Origin of the sequence: Bacteroides sp. CACC 737 (assembly GCF_013874375.1) — a bacterium.
Classification (GTDB): domain Bacteria; phylum Bacteroidota; class Bacteroidia; order Bacteroidales; family Bacteroidaceae; genus Bacteroides; species Bacteroides uniformis.
In genome coordinates this window covers 1,472,904-1,487,130 of record NZ_CP059408.1, presented here as the reverse complement: position 1 = coordinate 1,487,130, position 14,227 = coordinate 1,472,904, and the positions used below count along the sequence as shown (strand labels likewise).

Genomic DNA, 14,227 nt, shown 5'->3' with positions numbered 1-14,227 from the left:
CTTTAATTTTCCAACCTTCCCATTTTGTACGTTCCCTTCCGTATCACTTTCCCGTTCTTGTCCGTTTCCACAAACGGGCCGTGTTTCTTTCCTTGTTTGAAAAAGCCTTCATAACGATTTCCGTTCTTGTCTTCCTGGATGCCGCTCCCTTCTTCCATACCGTTCACAAAACCGCCTTTATATTTGGTTCCATCGGTCTGAATCAGGGTACCCTGGCCGTTGAACTTATTGTCTTTCCATTCACCTTCGTAAGAGTCACCTACATTCCATTTGTAAGTACCGTATCCGTCACGTTGGTTGTCTTTCCAATTACCCTCGTAAACGGCGCCGCTTGCCCACGTAAATGTGCCGTGGCCTTCCTGCTTTCCGTCCTTGAAACTGCCCACATACTTGTTGCCGCTGGCATGGTAGTAAATGCCCTCTCCGGTACGCTCACCTTGAACATAAGAACCTTCGTAACGGTCGCCGGTATGGAAAAAGTAAATACCTTTGCCATGCTGCATGTCGTCCTTCCAGTCACCTACGTATTTGTCACCGTTGGCATATTCAAAAGTTCCTTTACCGTCCCGGACATCATTTTTCCATTCCCCATCATATTTGGAACCGTCATTCCAGGTCAATGTTCCTTTGCCGTCTTTCTTGTCATTCTTCCACGAGCCTACATACTTGGAACCGTTCTTCCAGGTATACGTTCCCTGGCCTTCGCGTTTGTCATTCACCCAGTCGCCCTCATAAATATCACCATTGTAATAATACATGGTTCCTTTCCCATGCTGGTAATCCTGAAACCACATGCCGTCATAACGGTTGTTATTCATAAAATAGTAGATACCCCTGCCATGCTGCTGGTCTTGAAACCATTGTCCCTCATACTTTTCACCGTCGGGAAACATATATGTACCGTAGCCTTCACGCTTGCCCTTCACATACTCACCCTCGTAGACGTCACCGTTCTTAAAAACGGTCTTTCCCTTTCCATTGGGCTTGCGGCCTTTTATTTCACCGGTATAGACGGCCCCGTTGTCTTTGAACGTGTAGGTACCTATCTTTATCTCCGAAGAGAATGTACTTTTCACTTTATCGAAAAAGCCGCCTTTTTTTTCCTGGGCAATGGCTCCGCCTTGACATAAGAAAGCCAGAATGAGTGCAGTATATAGATATTTCATTAATTGATAGTTGATAATTGATAGTTGATAATTGATAGTTGATAATTGACAAAGGTAGGATTTATCCGGTAAAATGATGCGATAACTCCCGCTTTTTATGACATTTTTTTGCCGCACACTATTTCTTTTAATTTCTCTTTGCATAAATAACGCCCTGCAAGTTCACGGATTTCTTGCGGGGTAACTTCCTTGACAGCATCCAATGCTTCGGCAAAGTAAGTATCCTGCAAACCCGATACCTGCACAAAAATCCAGGCATCCGCCAGCGAGAATGCAGATTCATAACTACGGCACATGTCTCCCAACATATAGTTCTTTACCATGGAAAGCTCTCCATCGGAAACCAGCTCGTTCTGAAGGCGGTCTATTTCATGATAGACCTCACCGATAAGAGGCTCCACAAATTCGTTGGCGGCTTCGGCACTGACCGCCAGCACTCCCTGCCCCGGATAGGGCATGATGGCTGCGGAGATACCGTACGTGTATCCTTTATCTTCCCGGATATTGGACATCAGGCGACTGCCAAAGTAGCCCCCGAACAGTGTGACCAGCACGCGGGCCTTCAAGTAGTCCGGATGATTACGGTCCAGGGAAAGCATGCCCATACGGACGGCACTTTGCAGGGCATCCGGACGTTCGATGAAGATACGTTTTCCGGAAGCGGTAACCGGATGGAATTCTGTCTTCTCCGGTTTGCGGAAATCCGTACCGAAAGCCTCGCAGCCAAACAAGGACTCTATCCGGCGGATGCAATCGTCGGTTACCTTGCCCGAGAGGTAGATGCTGCAATTATTAGAATGATAATAACGGTCATAAAACTCGCGTAGCACAGCAGGAGTGATGCGCTGATAATCCTCTTCCTGCACCAGACGTCCGCCGGGATGCTGCCCGCCGTACAGAGCCTTCACCAATCCGCGGTGCGCCAGGAAGTCCACCTTGGAAGAGTTGACAAGAAACTGCTGGATATTATTGTCTACAATCACTCCCAGCTCTTTCTCGGGAAATACCGGCTCTTTGACGATAGATTCCAATACATCAAGCGTTTGGGGAAGGTATTTATTCAGAGAATAAAGGGTGACATAGGCATACTCGGATGCACTGGACAATTCCAGCCAGGCTCCATAATAGTCCAGCTTTTCCGCTATCCGGGCGGCATCGTAGCGTCGGGTGCCCTCGCGAAGCATGCGGTTCGTAAACAACGCCTGCAAGGGCTGTTTCTGTTGCCATCGGCCGCCTGCCATGAGGAGATCGATACGTGTCACTTCATTGTCACCGGCATTGAGCACGCTCAATGGCACGCCATTAGGCAACTTGATACGTTCCGGCCTTTGCACCACCAGTTGTTCCGGTTCAAGAATCCGGGGTTGGTCACTTCGGTTCAGCATGGGCTTTCTAGTTTACAGCCCATGGCTTTTAAGAAATTCTTCTGCCCGTTCCAAATCTTGAGGAGTATCTATGCCGATAGTTTCCACATCCGTGACACCTACCTTGATGGTATATCCGTTTTCCAGCCAACGAAGCTGTTCCAATGATTCGGCAATCTCGAGGGATGACTGCGGAAGGGCGGTTATCTCTTTCAGTACCTCTACGCGATAGGCATAAAGGCCGATATGCTTATAATACGTATGGTTCTTCAGCCAGTCTTCCTTCGCCGCATTGCGCTGGTAGGGAATGATGGAACGGCTAAAATAGAGGGCATTCCTGTTTTTGTTGAGCACAACCTTCGGAGAGTTCACATTTTCCAGTGCCTCGAAACCATTATCTACCGTAAAGGGTTTCACCAGAGTGGCTATCTGGGTGGCCGGATCGTCGAAACATGCTTTGACGGCTTGTAACTGCGAAGGCTGGATGAAAGGCTCATCCCCCTGGATATTCACCACGACATCAAACTGTCCTCCTATTTTTGTACAAGCTTCCTGACAGCGGTCGGTGCCGCTTTTATGTTCGGTGGAAGTCATTACCACCTTTCCTCCGAATGCTTTTACTGCGACTTCAATACGCTCATCGTCCGTAGCCACGTATGCATCGTCCAAGATTCCTGCCACTTGCTCGTATACTCGCTGTATCACGGTTTTTCCGCCCAACACTGCCAATGGTTTGGCCGGAAAACGCGTAGATGCGTAACGGGCAGGTATGATTCCTAAAAATTTCATTTTCAATCTTCGTCTTTTAAAATGAGGGGGTGTCCGAAAGTGTTCATATACTATCGACACATCTCCTTATATTCTTTATTAATTATAACAGTTGTTTCAATCCTCGCAGGATATAATCACGTTTCAAATCTTTTGGCTTATAGACAGTCCCGTCACAAGACAACAAGTCTATATCCAGCCGTACAATTTCCTGTTCCTTCTCCTCGGGCTTCCTTCCGGCTTCCCGTTCGATGGCTTTCAGGCAGGCAGTGACTTCCTCTGCCGGATTATCGGAAGCGAAGCATGCCACCTGATTGGAGAACAGATTCGGACGGTGAAAGAACAAAGGTGCCGTCTCCTCCTCTTCCGAGAAACGTATTCCGGGAAAAAGTTCCGTCAAGCGTCTGCGAGCCAGTTCCATGTTCTCCCTCCGCTGCTCGTTGCTCCCAATACTAATCGTATAATCCACTTTCAATTTTCACCTTTCAACTAATTAAACAGTTCGTCGAGTCCCTCTATCGGTTCTTCTATATGGGTGTCTCCTTCCAGATTTATATCATCCTTGCACGGGTCATAGCCTTCGGGCAACTGGAATGTTTCATTTTCATCATATCCCAGCGATTTGTCACCGAGCACTTTCACCATGTATTTTGTCCAGATAGGCAATGCCATGGAAGCACCTTGTCCGTGAAGCATCGTATCGAAGTGGATGTCGCGGTCCTCACCGCCCACCCAGCAACCGGACACAAGCGAAGGCGTGAAGCCCATAAACCAGCCGTCGGCATTGTAGTTCGTCGTTCCGGTCTTGCCGCCCATGTCGGCTTTCACACCTAGACGGCGCACACGGCCTCCGGTACCTTCGTTGACAACGGCACGCAGCATGACCAGCATCTTGTAAGCGCTGGATACACTGATGACTTCCTGCATTTCGGGAGCAAAGGTTGCCAGCACGTTTCCATCATTGTCCTCGATGCGGGTCACGAACAGCGGAGCTACCCGGATACCCTTGTTGGGGAATGCGGTATAGGCACTTACCATCTCGCCGACGGAAATCTCGCACGGGCCCAGACAGAGTGAAACGGAAGGTACTATGTCGCGGTTGCGGACACCGAAAGTATGTATCAAGCGTTTCAGGTTATAGGGGTTCAGCTTGCTCATGAGATAGGCCGTAATCCAGTTGTCCGAGTTTGCCAGCCCCCACTTCACGGTCACCATGTCGCCAATCAGCTTTTTGTTGGCATTACGCGGCGTCCACGGTTTTCCGTTTTCATCAATCAGCGTGTATTCCACGTGGCGCACTTCGTCGCAGGGAGAAAAACCGTTCTCCATAGCCAGTGTATAAAGGAAAGGCTTGATGGTAGAACCTACCTGGCGGCGTCCCACCATGGCCATATCGTACTGGAAGTAATGGTAGTTCGGTCCGCCTACGTATGCCTTGACGTGTCCGTTGCGCGGGTCCATGGACATGAAACCGGCACGCAGGAAGAACTTGTAGTAACGGATGGAATCCATCGGGGTCATAATGGTGTCTTTCTCCCCTTCCCAACTGAATACGGACATCTCCTCCGGGGTGTCGAAGGCTTTCTTTATTTCAGCTTCGGTGGCTCCGGCTTTTTTCATGAGGCGGTAGCGGTCGGACAACCTCATGGCACGTCCCAGAATCTCGTCCACCTGCTCCTGGGTCAGACGGAAGGTGTAGGGAGCTTTCTTGGCTCCTTTCTTTTCCTTGAAGAAGTAACCTTGCAGTTCCTTCAGATGCTCTGTCACGGCATCCTCGGCATACTGCTGCATACGCGAGTCGAGCGTGGTATAGATTTTCAGCCCGTCGGTGTAGAGGTTGTATTTGGTACCGTCTTTCTTGGTATTCTTTTCGCACCATCCAAAGAGCGGGTTGTTCTCCCAGTCGAGTGAATCCTCGTAGTATTTCTGCATTTGCCAGCCGCGGTAATCAGCCTTGTCGGGCTTCTTGGCAGTGAGCACGCCGCGCAGGTATTCGCGGAAATAAGTGGCCAGCCCTTCCTTGTGGTCCACACGGTTGTATTTCAGTTTCAGAGGCAACGCCTGGAGGGAGTCGCGCTCGGCTTCCGTAATATATCCCGCTTTCCGCATCTGGTCGAGCACCACATTGCGCCGTCCGCGGGAACGTTCATTGTAGCGCACCGGATTATAGAGAGACGGATTCTTGCACATGCCCACCAACGTAGCCGCTTCCTCAATCTTCAAATCTTTCGGTTCGCAACCGAAGTAGGTAAAGGCAGCAGTCTTGATGCCTACCGCATTGTTCAGGAAATCGAACTTGTTGAGATACATGGTGAGGATTTCCTCTTTTGTATAGTAACGTTCCAGCTTTACGGCAATCACCCATTCGATAGGCTTCTGGAACAGACGTTCCATCACATTGTCAGCACTGGGGGAATAAAGCTGCTTGGAAAGCTGCTGGGTGATGGTACTGCCACCGCCGGCATTCTTCTGCATCAGGATACCGCGCTTCACTATGGCACGCGTCAGGGCGTAGGCATCAATGCCCGAATGTTCGGCAAAACGTACATCTTCCGTAGCTATCAAGGCGTTAATGATATTGGGCGACAAATCATTGTATCCCACAAACACGCGGTTTTCCTTACTATAGGAATAAGTACCCAATACTTTTCCGTCCTCGGAAAAGACTTCTGTGGCAAATTTGTAATTTGGATTTTCCAGGTCTTCCACCGGAGGCATATAGCCTATCCAGCCCTTGGCTATGGAAAAGAATATAAAGACACACACCAGCGAAATCAGTGCGATGAAAATCCATAGGATTTTGACGACTTTCCTTATCATGTTTCAGTTGCTAAAATCAAAGTTCAATAATAGGGCAAAGGTACGGAAATATATTAAACGCACCTATGCTTTCCCGTATCTTTTTCGACAAATAATCAGTATTTCACATTAGAAAACTCGTGTTTTTCATGCGTGTTTTTGCTCGTTTTTGGGCGATTTTTGCTTAAGAAACAGGATTTCCATTGATGTTTTTTTTAGTTTTTCTGCACTTAAACAGCTGCAATACAATACTGATACATAAAACGCAGATGCCATTTATACCTATAATTATATATCTAACAACAGCAACTACAAAAAAAAGTGCTGCTGTTGCCGATTCATACCCTTTGTAGATTTTGCAAAACAAATGCCGCACGGTTTGAAAAACAGCCCATATTTCGCAAAAAAACTTCCCCGCATATTTCCGTAGCCCGCATATTTTCCGTAACTTTACACTCTCGAAAAGTATAAATGAATTCAACGATATGGAAAACAGAAGTTTAGTCACCATTGCCGAGCATAGCCGGGAAAAAATCCTCTATATGCTCGAGATGGCGAAAGAATTTGAAGCCCATCCCAATCGGCATATATTGGACGGGAAAGTAGTTGCCACCTTATTTTTCGAGCCTTCCACCCGTACACGCCTCAGTTTCGAGACTGCCGCCAACCGGCTTGGAGCACGTGTCATCGGGTTCAGCGACCCAAAGGCCACCAGCTCATCCAAGGGCGAGACGCTGAAAGACACCATCAAGATGGTGAGCAACTATGCCGACATCATCGTGATGCGCCACCACCTCGAAGGAGCCGCACGCTATGCCAGTGAAGTCACCACCGTGCCCATTGTGAATGCAGGAGACGGTGCCAACCAGCACCCCTCACAGACCATGCTCGATCTCTATTCCATCTACAAGACACAAGGTACACTGGAGAACCTGAACATTTTTCTGGTCGGCGACTTGAAGTACGGCCGTACCGTCCACTCCCTGCTGATGGCCATGCGCCACTTCAACCCCACTTTCCACTTCATCGCTCCCGACGAGTTGCGGATGCCCGAAGAATACAAAATCTACTGCCGCGAGCACAACATCAAGTACGTGGAACATACGGACTTTACGGAAGAAATCATCGCAGACGCCGACATCCTCTACATGACCCGTGTGCAGCGCGAGCGCTTCACCGACCTTATGGAGTACGAGCGGGTGAAGAATGTCTACATCCTGCGCAACAAGATGCTGGAACATACCCGTCCCAACCTGCGCATTCTGCATCCGCTGCCCCGTGTCAACGAAATAGCCTATGATGTGGACGACAATCCCAAGGCATACTATTTCCAGCAGGCACAAAACGGACTGTATGCCCGTGAAGCTATTCTGTGCGATGTACTGGGCATCACACTGGATGAGGTGAAAAAAGAGTAAAGGAGTAATTCAGTAGAATCGTCTAATAACTAATATTTCAAGATGTTAAGCGAAAAGAAACAGGAATTGCAGGTTGCTGCTCTGGAAAACGGCACTGTAATAGACCATATACCCTCCGAGAGACTGTTTACCGTAGTCTCCCTGCTCGGACTGGAACACATGAGCAACAATATCACCATCGGCTTCAACCTCAAGAGCAAGAAGCTGGGCACGAAAGGCATTATCAAGATTGCCGACAAGTTCTTCTGCGACGAAGAGATAAACCGTATCGCCGTGGTGGCTCCCAATGTAAAACTGAACATTATCCGCGACTACGAAGTGGTGGAGAAACGCGAAGTCCGCCTGCCCGACGAACTGCGCGGAATCGTGAAATGCGCCAACCCGAAGTGCATCACGAACAATGAGCCTATGCCTACGTTGTTTCATGTCGTGGATAAGGACAATTGCGTCATCAAATGCCACTACTGCGAAAAGGAGCAGACCAGAGAAGATATTGAGATTATATGAAAGAAGACTGGAAACCCGGAACCATGATTTATCCGCTGCCCGCCGTACTGGTGAGCTGCGGAAGCACTCCGGAGGAATATAACATTCTGACTATCGCATGGACGGGGACGATTTGTACGAACCCGCCCATGTGCTACATCTCCGTACGCCCCGAACGCCACTCCTACGACATCATCAAGCGGAATATGGAATTCGTCATCAACCTCACCACGAAAGACATGGCCCGTGCCACGGACTGGTGTGGCGTACGCTCCGGAAAGGACTACAACAAATTCGAGGAAATGCATCTGACACCCGGGAAAAGCACCGTAGTCAGCGCGCCTCTTATCGAGGAATCACCGCTTTGCATAGAATGCCGGGTAAAGGAGATTATGGCTCTCGGTTCGCACGACATGTTTATAGCAGATGTGGTAAATGTCCGTGCCGATACCCGTAATCTGAACCCTGAAACCGGCAAACTGGAACTGGCGGAAACGAATCCGCTGGTTTATGTGCACGGCGGATATTATGAGCTGGGGGAAAAGATAGGCAAGTTCGGATGGACGGTGGAGAAAAAGAAGTAATAATGCGATAAAGGTTTTAAGAGATGGAGCTGCGACGAATCCTGATGGGCTTATATCTGTTGGCCTTCCCCACCATGATGTGGGGACAGACTCCGATTGTGCCCGGTACTGCCGATGAAGAGCATTCCGGACACCGCAAGGAAACTCCGGTCAATTTCGGTTTCAAAGGCGGTTTCACCTCTTCCCTGTTCCTTGTGTCCCAGTTCAGCGTCAACGGAGTGCCCATCGACGAAGTGCAGAACAATTACAAGATAGGATATTTCGGTTCCCTTTTCATGCGGATAAACTTCGACCGCCACTTTCTGCAACCGGAAATATCCTACAACATCAACCGGTGCAACATCACCTTCGAGAAACCTCTGCCCGAAAACGCCGCATCAGGAGCCCTGCCGGAGGAAGCCTCCATTACATCGTCCATCCACAGTATAGACATCCCCGTCATCTACGGATACAACTTCGTCAAGGAGGGACCGTACAGCCTTGCCGTCTTTGGCGGACCCAAAGTGCGCTATATATGGGACCGGAAAAGCGACATCGACTTCGAGAATTTCGACCAGGTGAATATCCGTGAAAGGCTGCGTCCGCTCAATCTCAGCTTCACGGTCGGCGTATCCGTCACCATCTCACGCGTCTTTTTCGACTTCCGTTACGACATGGGGCTGCACAACATCTCCAAAAGTGTGACATACGATATTCCGGCCGACAACAACGCCGCAGACGAAAATACGAAAAACGAAATCCGTTTTCACCGCAGGGACAATGTGCTGAGTTTTTCTTTCGGAGTGTTCTTTTGACAGTAAATTTCTTCCTTTTCTTTCAATTTATTCATTTATTTCCCGTAAATTTGTGCGCTTAATAAGAGAACACAGATTTACCAAACTTATCTAATAAGCAGAATGAAAAGAGATGATTTAATTTTCGAACTTATCGAAAAAGAACACCAACGTCAGCTCAAAGGCATTGAACTGATTGCATCAGAGAACTTTGTAAGTGACCAAGTTATGCAGGCAATGGGCTCCTGCCTTACCAACAAGTATGCTGAAGGATACCCCGGCAAGCGTTACTATGGTGGCTGTGAGGTAGTGGATCAGAGTGAACAGATTGCCATCGACCGCCTGAAACAAATCTTCGGCGCAGAATGGGCCAACGTACAGCCGCACTCCGGTGCACAAGCTAATGCAGCCGTATTCCTCGCCGTGCTCAACCCGGGCGACAAATTCATGGGACTGAACCTTGCACACGGTGGTCACCTCTCCCATGGCTCCCTGGTCAACACTTCCGGTATTATCTATACTCCCTGCGAATACAATCTGAACCGGGAAACCGGACGCGTGGACTATGACCAGATGGAAGAAGTTGCCCTGCGCGAGAAACCCAAAATGATTATCGGCGGCGGTTCTGCTTATTCCCGCGAATGGGACTACAAGCGCATGCGCGAAATCGCGGACAAGATAGGTGCCATCCTGATGATTGACATGGCTCATCCTGCCGGACTGATTGCAGCCGGTGAACTGGATAACCCCGTGAAATACGCCCACATAGTGACCTCTACTACTCACAAGACTCTGCGTGGTCCTCGTGGTGGCGTTATCATGATGGGTAAGGACTTCCCCAATCCCTGGGGCAAGAAAACTCCGAAGGGAGAAATCAAGATGATGTCCCAGTTGCTGGATTCAGCCGTATTCCCCGGTATCCAAGGTGGTCCGCTGGAACATGTCATCGCAGCCAAAGCCGTTGCCTTCGGCGAAATCCTGCAACCGGAATGGAAAGAATATGCCAAGCAGGTGAAGAAAAATGCCGCTGTCCTGGCACAAGCCTTGATGGACCGTGGCTTCACTATTGTTTCCGGCGGTACGGACAACCACTCCATGCTGGTGGACCTGCGCAGCAAATATCCCGATTTGACCGGTAAGGTTGCCGAGAAAGCGTTGGTATCTGCCGACATCACCGTAAACAAAAACATGGTTCCGTTTGACAGCCGCTCGGCTTTCCAGACTTCCGGCATCCGTTTGGGTACTCCTGCCATCACAACCCGTGGTGCCAAGGAAGACCTGATGCTCGAAATTGCCGAGATGATTGAAACCGTTCTGTCCAACGTAGACAACGAACAAGTCATCGCAGAGGTACGTGCACGCGTCAATGCAAAGATGAAAGAATATCCTCTGTTTGCTTATTGATAAGCAAACAGCAATTAAGAATTAAAATTAAAGGCTGCGCGATGTTCGCTTTGAACTGCGCAGCCTTTATTCTTGCTTTTTAATTCTAAACGCGCTCCGCGCGTTTAGCTCAGCCCTTCTATATTTCCATCCACAATATCAATGTGTTCGGCTTGTGGTTTCTTTGGTAATCCCGGCATACGAAGAATTTCACCGGCGATGGCTACAATCATTTCCGCACCGTTGTTGACTACAATATCCTTGATATGGAATTCAAAGTTATTGACCGCACCATATATCTTCGGATCGGCAGAGAAGGAGTACTGCGTCTTGGCGATACAGACGGGGTAATGGCTGATACCCATCTGCTCTATCAGTTTGATAACCTTGCGGGAATGGAGACTGTAAGTCACTACACTTGCTCCGTAGAGGTTGCAGGCTACCTTTTCGATTTTGCGTTCCACGCAATCGTTCTCCTCGTAAGTGAAGGTCAGCGGCTCGGATGGTTTGTTCTCAATAGTATCTACTACCAGATTGGCAAGGTCAACGGCTCCCTCTCCTCCTTTGGCAAAGGCGTTGTTCACGGCAAAACCTACCTCGAGCTTTTCTTCGCAATGGCGGCGGATAGCTTCCACCTCCTCGTCCGTATCACTGGCAAAACGGTTGAATGCCACGATGACCTGCTGACCGAATGAACGCAAATTGCGTACATGCTTGTCCAGATTGCCGAAGCCCTCTTTCAGTCCTTCCATATTGGGTTCCTTGATGCGGTCCAGACTGACGCCGCCATGCATCTTCAATCCTTGTGCGGTAGCAACGATTATCGTCAACTTGGGTTGTAGGCCGCTCTTGCGGCACTTGATGTTGTAGAACTTCTCCGCACCCAGGTCAGCCCCGAAGCCGGCTTCCGTCACTACATAATCGCCGAATGTCATGGCCATTTTTGTGGCAAGAATGGAGTTGCAACCATGGGCAATATTTGCGAACGGTCCTCCATGAACAAAAGCGGCAGTACCTTCGGTAGTCTGCACCAAGTTGGGATTGATGGCATCTTTCAGCAGAACAGTAATGGCACCGGCTACTCCTAACTCTTTCACAGTGAATGGAGTACCATCAAAACGAAATCCCAAGATAATGTTCTCGATGCGACGGCGGAGGTCATCAAGGTCTGTTGCCAAGCAAAGAATGGCCATAATTTCAGAAGCCGGAGTAATGTCGAAGCCCGACTCCTCGGTAATGCCGTTAGTGCTCGGACCCAATCCGGTGACAATACTGCGCAAGGAACGGTCGTTTACATCGAGTACACGCCGCCAGATGATTTCTTTCAGTCCGAAGCCGTCCGCCTGATGTTGGTACAAATAATTGTCGAGTAATGCGGAAATCATGTTGTGTGCCGAAGTAATGGCGTGAAAGTCGCCCGTAAAGTGCAGGTTTATCTTCTCCATGGGAAGCACCTGGGCATATCCTCCGCCGGCAGCACCGCCTTTCATGCCGAAACAAGGACCCAAAGAGGGTTCGCGCAGAGCGACAATTGCCTTTTTGCCTATCTTGTTCAGTCCCAGTGCCAGACCGATGGATACGGTTGTTTTACCGATACCCGCCTTTGTCGCAGTAATTGCCGTCACCAGTATCAGATTACTTTTCTTCACCTTCTCTTCATCAATCAGATGAGTGGGAATCTTGGCTATGTATCGTCCATAGTTCTCTACCTCGTCACGCGGGATATCCACACTTTCGGCAACCTGCTTTATCTTCTTCAGCTCTATGCTGCGGGCTATTTCAATGTCCGATTTCATACAGAGTCTTTTCTTTAAATAACAACTTTAATGTTTTGAAAGTTGCAAAAGTACATTTTTTGTAGCAAACCACATCAAGGTAGAAATACTTTTATTACATTTGCAAGAGACAAAAACATGGTTCATCTTATGAATAAATCTGAATTGGATGTTACTTATTTCATCTCGTTCTGCATAGAGCAGTATAAAAAGAAGAACTCTATGCAGGGAAGGGAGGTAATGGAGTTGTTTGACAGATACGGAGTGTTACAATAGAGGCACTAACCTATCTCAATTATATTAAAGCAGAGGAGGTATACTATGAATAGAAAAATTACAGACAATAACCTATATTTATTGCTACCCTCCAAAGTCAGTCTGTTCAATTGCTTGAAAAGGAAAACACCAAATATTGGCATTACGGTCCTGTCGCATTGTATGAAAGTTTCATTAGAGAACGGGAATAATTTGATTATCATTCCATCAGTTTTCCCAGTTTCTCCAACAAACTGCCTTTCCCGTAACCGGACCACATCTCTACAACCTCTCCCTCCGGAGATAAAAACACATAGCGGGGAATGGAGCCTGCGCTATACTTGGCATACAATCCGTGATTGCCTTTCAAGTCATTCAAGTTCCACCAACTGATGGCATGATGGCGCGAAGCTATCTCCCAATTTGTTTTGTCATCAATGCTTATACTTACTACCTCCAAACGGTCTTTATACTTTTGGCTGATTTCCTTCATCTCCGGCAAAGCCTTGAGGCAAGGACCGCAACCACGGCTCCAGAAATCTATCAGCACCGCTTTCCCCTTGAAATCGGACAAGCGGTGTACGTTTCCTTGCAAGTCAAACAAGTCACCATCCGCAGCTTGCTCTTGGGTAGCAACCGTCTGGGCAGGAAATAGATATGCCCGGATATCCAGAGCTTCCGGTGTCTCGCGCTGTTCATCGGTAAGTCTGGCATATAACTCCTCTACTTCTTTGCGATAGGGATATCCCTTGGTGTACCTCACCCCTATCGCCAGACTTTTCAGTTTATCCATCCATACCTCCTCTATCGGCAACTGCTTCATGCGGGCTATAACATTGGAATCTATGCGGATATCCAAATCATTTTCTACTTTCTCCAAGCTGTCACGTAGAGCAACGACCTTTGCCAATACCTCCTTATCATCCGGTTTCCGGGGATATTTGCGCATCAATCGCATGTGCTCCATTCTATTCTCCTGATTATGGTTCCATAAATCCCGTGAATCGTTTACAAAAAGCTGCCATATCTTCTGTTGCGGCATTTCACTTTCCACCTGCCAGGTGTAGATGTTCATATCCTCGCCCGTCAAGCGGATATGGGAACCTTCCTTAGCCCAAAGGGACAATCCCATACTATACAGATTACCGTCACGAATCATCAAACTCAAACGTTCTGTATCTGTTTTAGAGATAGGTATTTCAAAACGAAAACTGTCTCCCTGAAGGGTATCTGTTGCAATACTGTTTCCCACGTCTCCTTCCATCCGAAATAGATTCAGGCAGACTCCTTGCTTCACATTCTTTACTTTTCCTTCAATGACACAAGTACCTTGCGCCTGCATACAAACGCTTACTAATAACAGAAATACAGCGCTTACTACCTTCCTGCAGTTCATATCCTTTATCGATTTTGATTAACAATGAACAATGATACTAAGAATAAAAGGAATTACGAA

Annotated in this window: 13 protein-coding genes; 6 read left to right on the top strand and 7 right to left on the bottom strand. The window is 48.3% G+C overall.

What is annotated here, in order from left to right; genetic code table 11:
* Positions 1-2: 2 nt before the first annotated feature.
* The 5 genes from H1A11_RS06450 to H1A11_RS06430 form a co-directional block, all read right to left on the bottom strand.
* Positions 3-1,166, bottom strand: coding sequence for a phosphatidylinositol-4-phosphate 5-kinase (locus tag H1A11_RS06450; RefSeq protein ID WP_117966430.1), 1,164 nt, complete (start codon positions 1,164-1,166; stop codon positions 3-5).
* 95 nt (positions 1,167-1,261) lie between these two features.
* On the bottom strand, positions 1,262-2,551 hold the full coding sequence (locus tag H1A11_RS06445; protein WP_117966427.1) for a pitrilysin family protein: 1,290 nt from the start codon (positions 2,549-2,551) through the stop codon (positions 1,262-1,264).
* Positions 2,552-2,563: 12 nt separating this feature from the next.
* Entirely contained in the window at positions 2,564-3,319 is a 756-nt protein-coding gene (gene kdsB, locus H1A11_RS06440) for a 3-deoxy-manno-octulosonate cytidylyltransferase (RefSeq protein ID WP_117966425.1), read from the bottom strand.
* Between the two features lie 82 nt (positions 3,320-3,401).
* Positions 3,402-3,767: a 2-amino-4-hydroxy-6-hydroxymethyldihydropteridine diphosphokinase gene (locus tag H1A11_RS06435; RefSeq protein ID WP_117966482.1), complete on the bottom strand. Its 366-nt coding sequence runs from the start codon at positions 3,765-3,767 to the stop codon at positions 3,402-3,404.
* A 20-nt stretch (positions 3,768-3,787) separates the two neighbouring features.
* Complete coding sequence (locus H1A11_RS06430) at positions 3,788-6,118, bottom strand: transglycosylase domain-containing protein (RefSeq protein WP_117966422.1); 2,331 nt, start codon at positions 6,116-6,118, stop codon at positions 3,788-3,790.
* 464 nt (positions 6,119-6,582) lie between these two features.
* On the opposite strand from H1A11_RS06430, the gene pyrB reads away from it, so the two are divergent.
* The 5 genes from pyrB (at position 6,583) to glyA (ending at position 10,762) form a co-directional block, all read left to right on the top strand.
* A complete protein-coding gene (gene pyrB, locus H1A11_RS06425) occupies positions 6,583-7,515 on the top strand; it encodes an aspartate carbamoyltransferase (protein WP_136009961.1) in 933 nt (310 codons plus the stop codon).
* 42 nt (positions 7,516-7,557) lie between these two features.
* The gene (pyrI, locus tag H1A11_RS06420; protein WP_117966419.1) at positions 7,558-8,022 is read left to right on the top strand and encodes an aspartate carbamoyltransferase regulatory subunit; all 465 of its coding nucleotides are present in this window, start codon (positions 7,558-7,560) and stop codon (positions 8,020-8,022) included.
* The gene (locus H1A11_RS06415) at positions 8,019-8,585 is read left to right on the top strand and encodes a flavin reductase family protein (RefSeq protein ID WP_117599593.1); all 567 of its coding nucleotides are present in this window, start codon (positions 8,019-8,021) and stop codon (positions 8,583-8,585) included. Before pyrI ends, H1A11_RS06415 begins: the two co-directional genes overlap by 4 nt.
* A 23-nt stretch (positions 8,586-8,608) precedes the next feature.
* On the top strand, positions 8,609-9,379 hold the full coding sequence (locus H1A11_RS06410) for a porin family protein (protein WP_117966416.1): 771 nt from the start codon (positions 8,609-8,611) through the stop codon (positions 9,377-9,379).
* Between the two features lie 102 nt (positions 9,380-9,481).
* Positions 9,482-10,762 (top strand): serine hydroxymethyltransferase, encoded by a 1,281-nt coding sequence (gene glyA / locus H1A11_RS06405; RefSeq protein ID WP_117599591.1) that lies wholly within the window; start codon positions 9,482-9,484, stop codon positions 10,760-10,762.
* A gap of 104 nt (positions 10,763-10,866) precedes the next feature.
* Here glyA and H1A11_RS06400 read toward each other — a convergent pair whose 3' ends face one another.
* The gene (locus tag H1A11_RS06400; protein ID WP_119962218.1) at positions 10,867-12,537 is read right to left on the bottom strand and encodes a formate--tetrahydrofolate ligase; all 1,671 of its coding nucleotides are present in this window, start codon (positions 12,535-12,537) and stop codon (positions 10,867-10,869) included.
* 129 nt (positions 12,538-12,666) lie between these two features.
* Here H1A11_RS06400 and H1A11_RS06395 point away from each other — a divergent pair, with 129 nt between their 5' ends.
* Positions 12,667-12,792 (top strand): DUF3791 domain-containing protein, encoded by a 126-nt coding sequence (locus H1A11_RS06395; protein WP_117966480.1) that lies wholly within the window; start codon positions 12,667-12,669, stop codon positions 12,790-12,792.
* A gap of 199 nt (positions 12,793-12,991) precedes the next feature.
* On the opposite strand, the gene H1A11_RS06390 is transcribed toward H1A11_RS06395, so the two are convergent.
* Positions 12,992-14,167, bottom strand: coding sequence for a TlpA disulfide reductase family protein (locus tag H1A11_RS06390; protein WP_226791163.1), 1,176 nt, complete (start codon positions 14,165-14,167; stop codon positions 12,992-12,994).
* Positions 14,168-14,227 lie beyond the last annotated feature (60 nt).

Excerpts from the sequence above, each read along its gene's own strand:
- H1A11_RS06450 (WP_117966430.1), bottom strand. The coding sequence starts at position 1,166 with ATGAAATATCTATATACTGCACTCATTCTGGCTTTCTTATGTCAAGGC.
- H1A11_RS06445 (WP_117966427.1), bottom strand. The coding sequence starts at position 2,551 with ATGCTGAACCGAAGTGACCAACCCCGGATTCTTGAACCGGAACAACTG.
- kdsB (WP_117966425.1), bottom strand. The coding sequence starts at position 3,319 with ATGAAATTTTTAGGAATCATACCTGCCCGTTACGCATCTACGCGTTTT.
- H1A11_RS06430 (WP_117966422.1), bottom strand. The coding sequence starts at position 6,118 with ATGATAAGGAAAGTCGTCAAAATCCTATGGATTTTCATCGCACTGATT.
- pyrB (WP_136009961.1), top strand. The coding sequence starts at position 6,583 with ATGGAAAACAGAAGTTTAGTCACCATTGCCGAGCATAGCCGGGAAAAA.
- pyrI (WP_117966419.1), top strand. The coding sequence starts at position 7,558 with ATGTTAAGCGAAAAGAAACAGGAATTGCAGGTTGCTGCTCTGGAAAAC.
- H1A11_RS06415 (WP_117599593.1), top strand. The coding sequence starts at position 8,019 with ATGAAAGAAGACTGGAAACCCGGAACCATGATTTATCCGCTGCCCGCC.
- H1A11_RS06410 (WP_117966416.1), top strand. The coding sequence starts at position 8,609 with ATGGAGCTGCGACGAATCCTGATGGGCTTATATCTGTTGGCCTTCCCC.
- glyA (WP_117599591.1), top strand. The coding sequence starts at position 9,482 with ATGAAAAGAGATGATTTAATTTTCGAACTTATCGAAAAAGAACACCAA.
- H1A11_RS06400 (WP_119962218.1), bottom strand. The coding sequence starts at position 12,537 with ATGAAATCGGACATTGAAATAGCCCGCAGCATAGAGCTGAAGAAGATA.
- H1A11_RS06395 (WP_117966480.1), top strand. The coding sequence starts at position 12,667 with ATGAATAAATCTGAATTGGATGTTACTTATTTCATCTCGTTCTGCATA.
- H1A11_RS06390 (WP_226791163.1), bottom strand. The coding sequence starts at position 14,167 with ATGAACTGCAGGAAGGTAGTAAGCGCTGTATTTCTGTTATTAGTAAGC.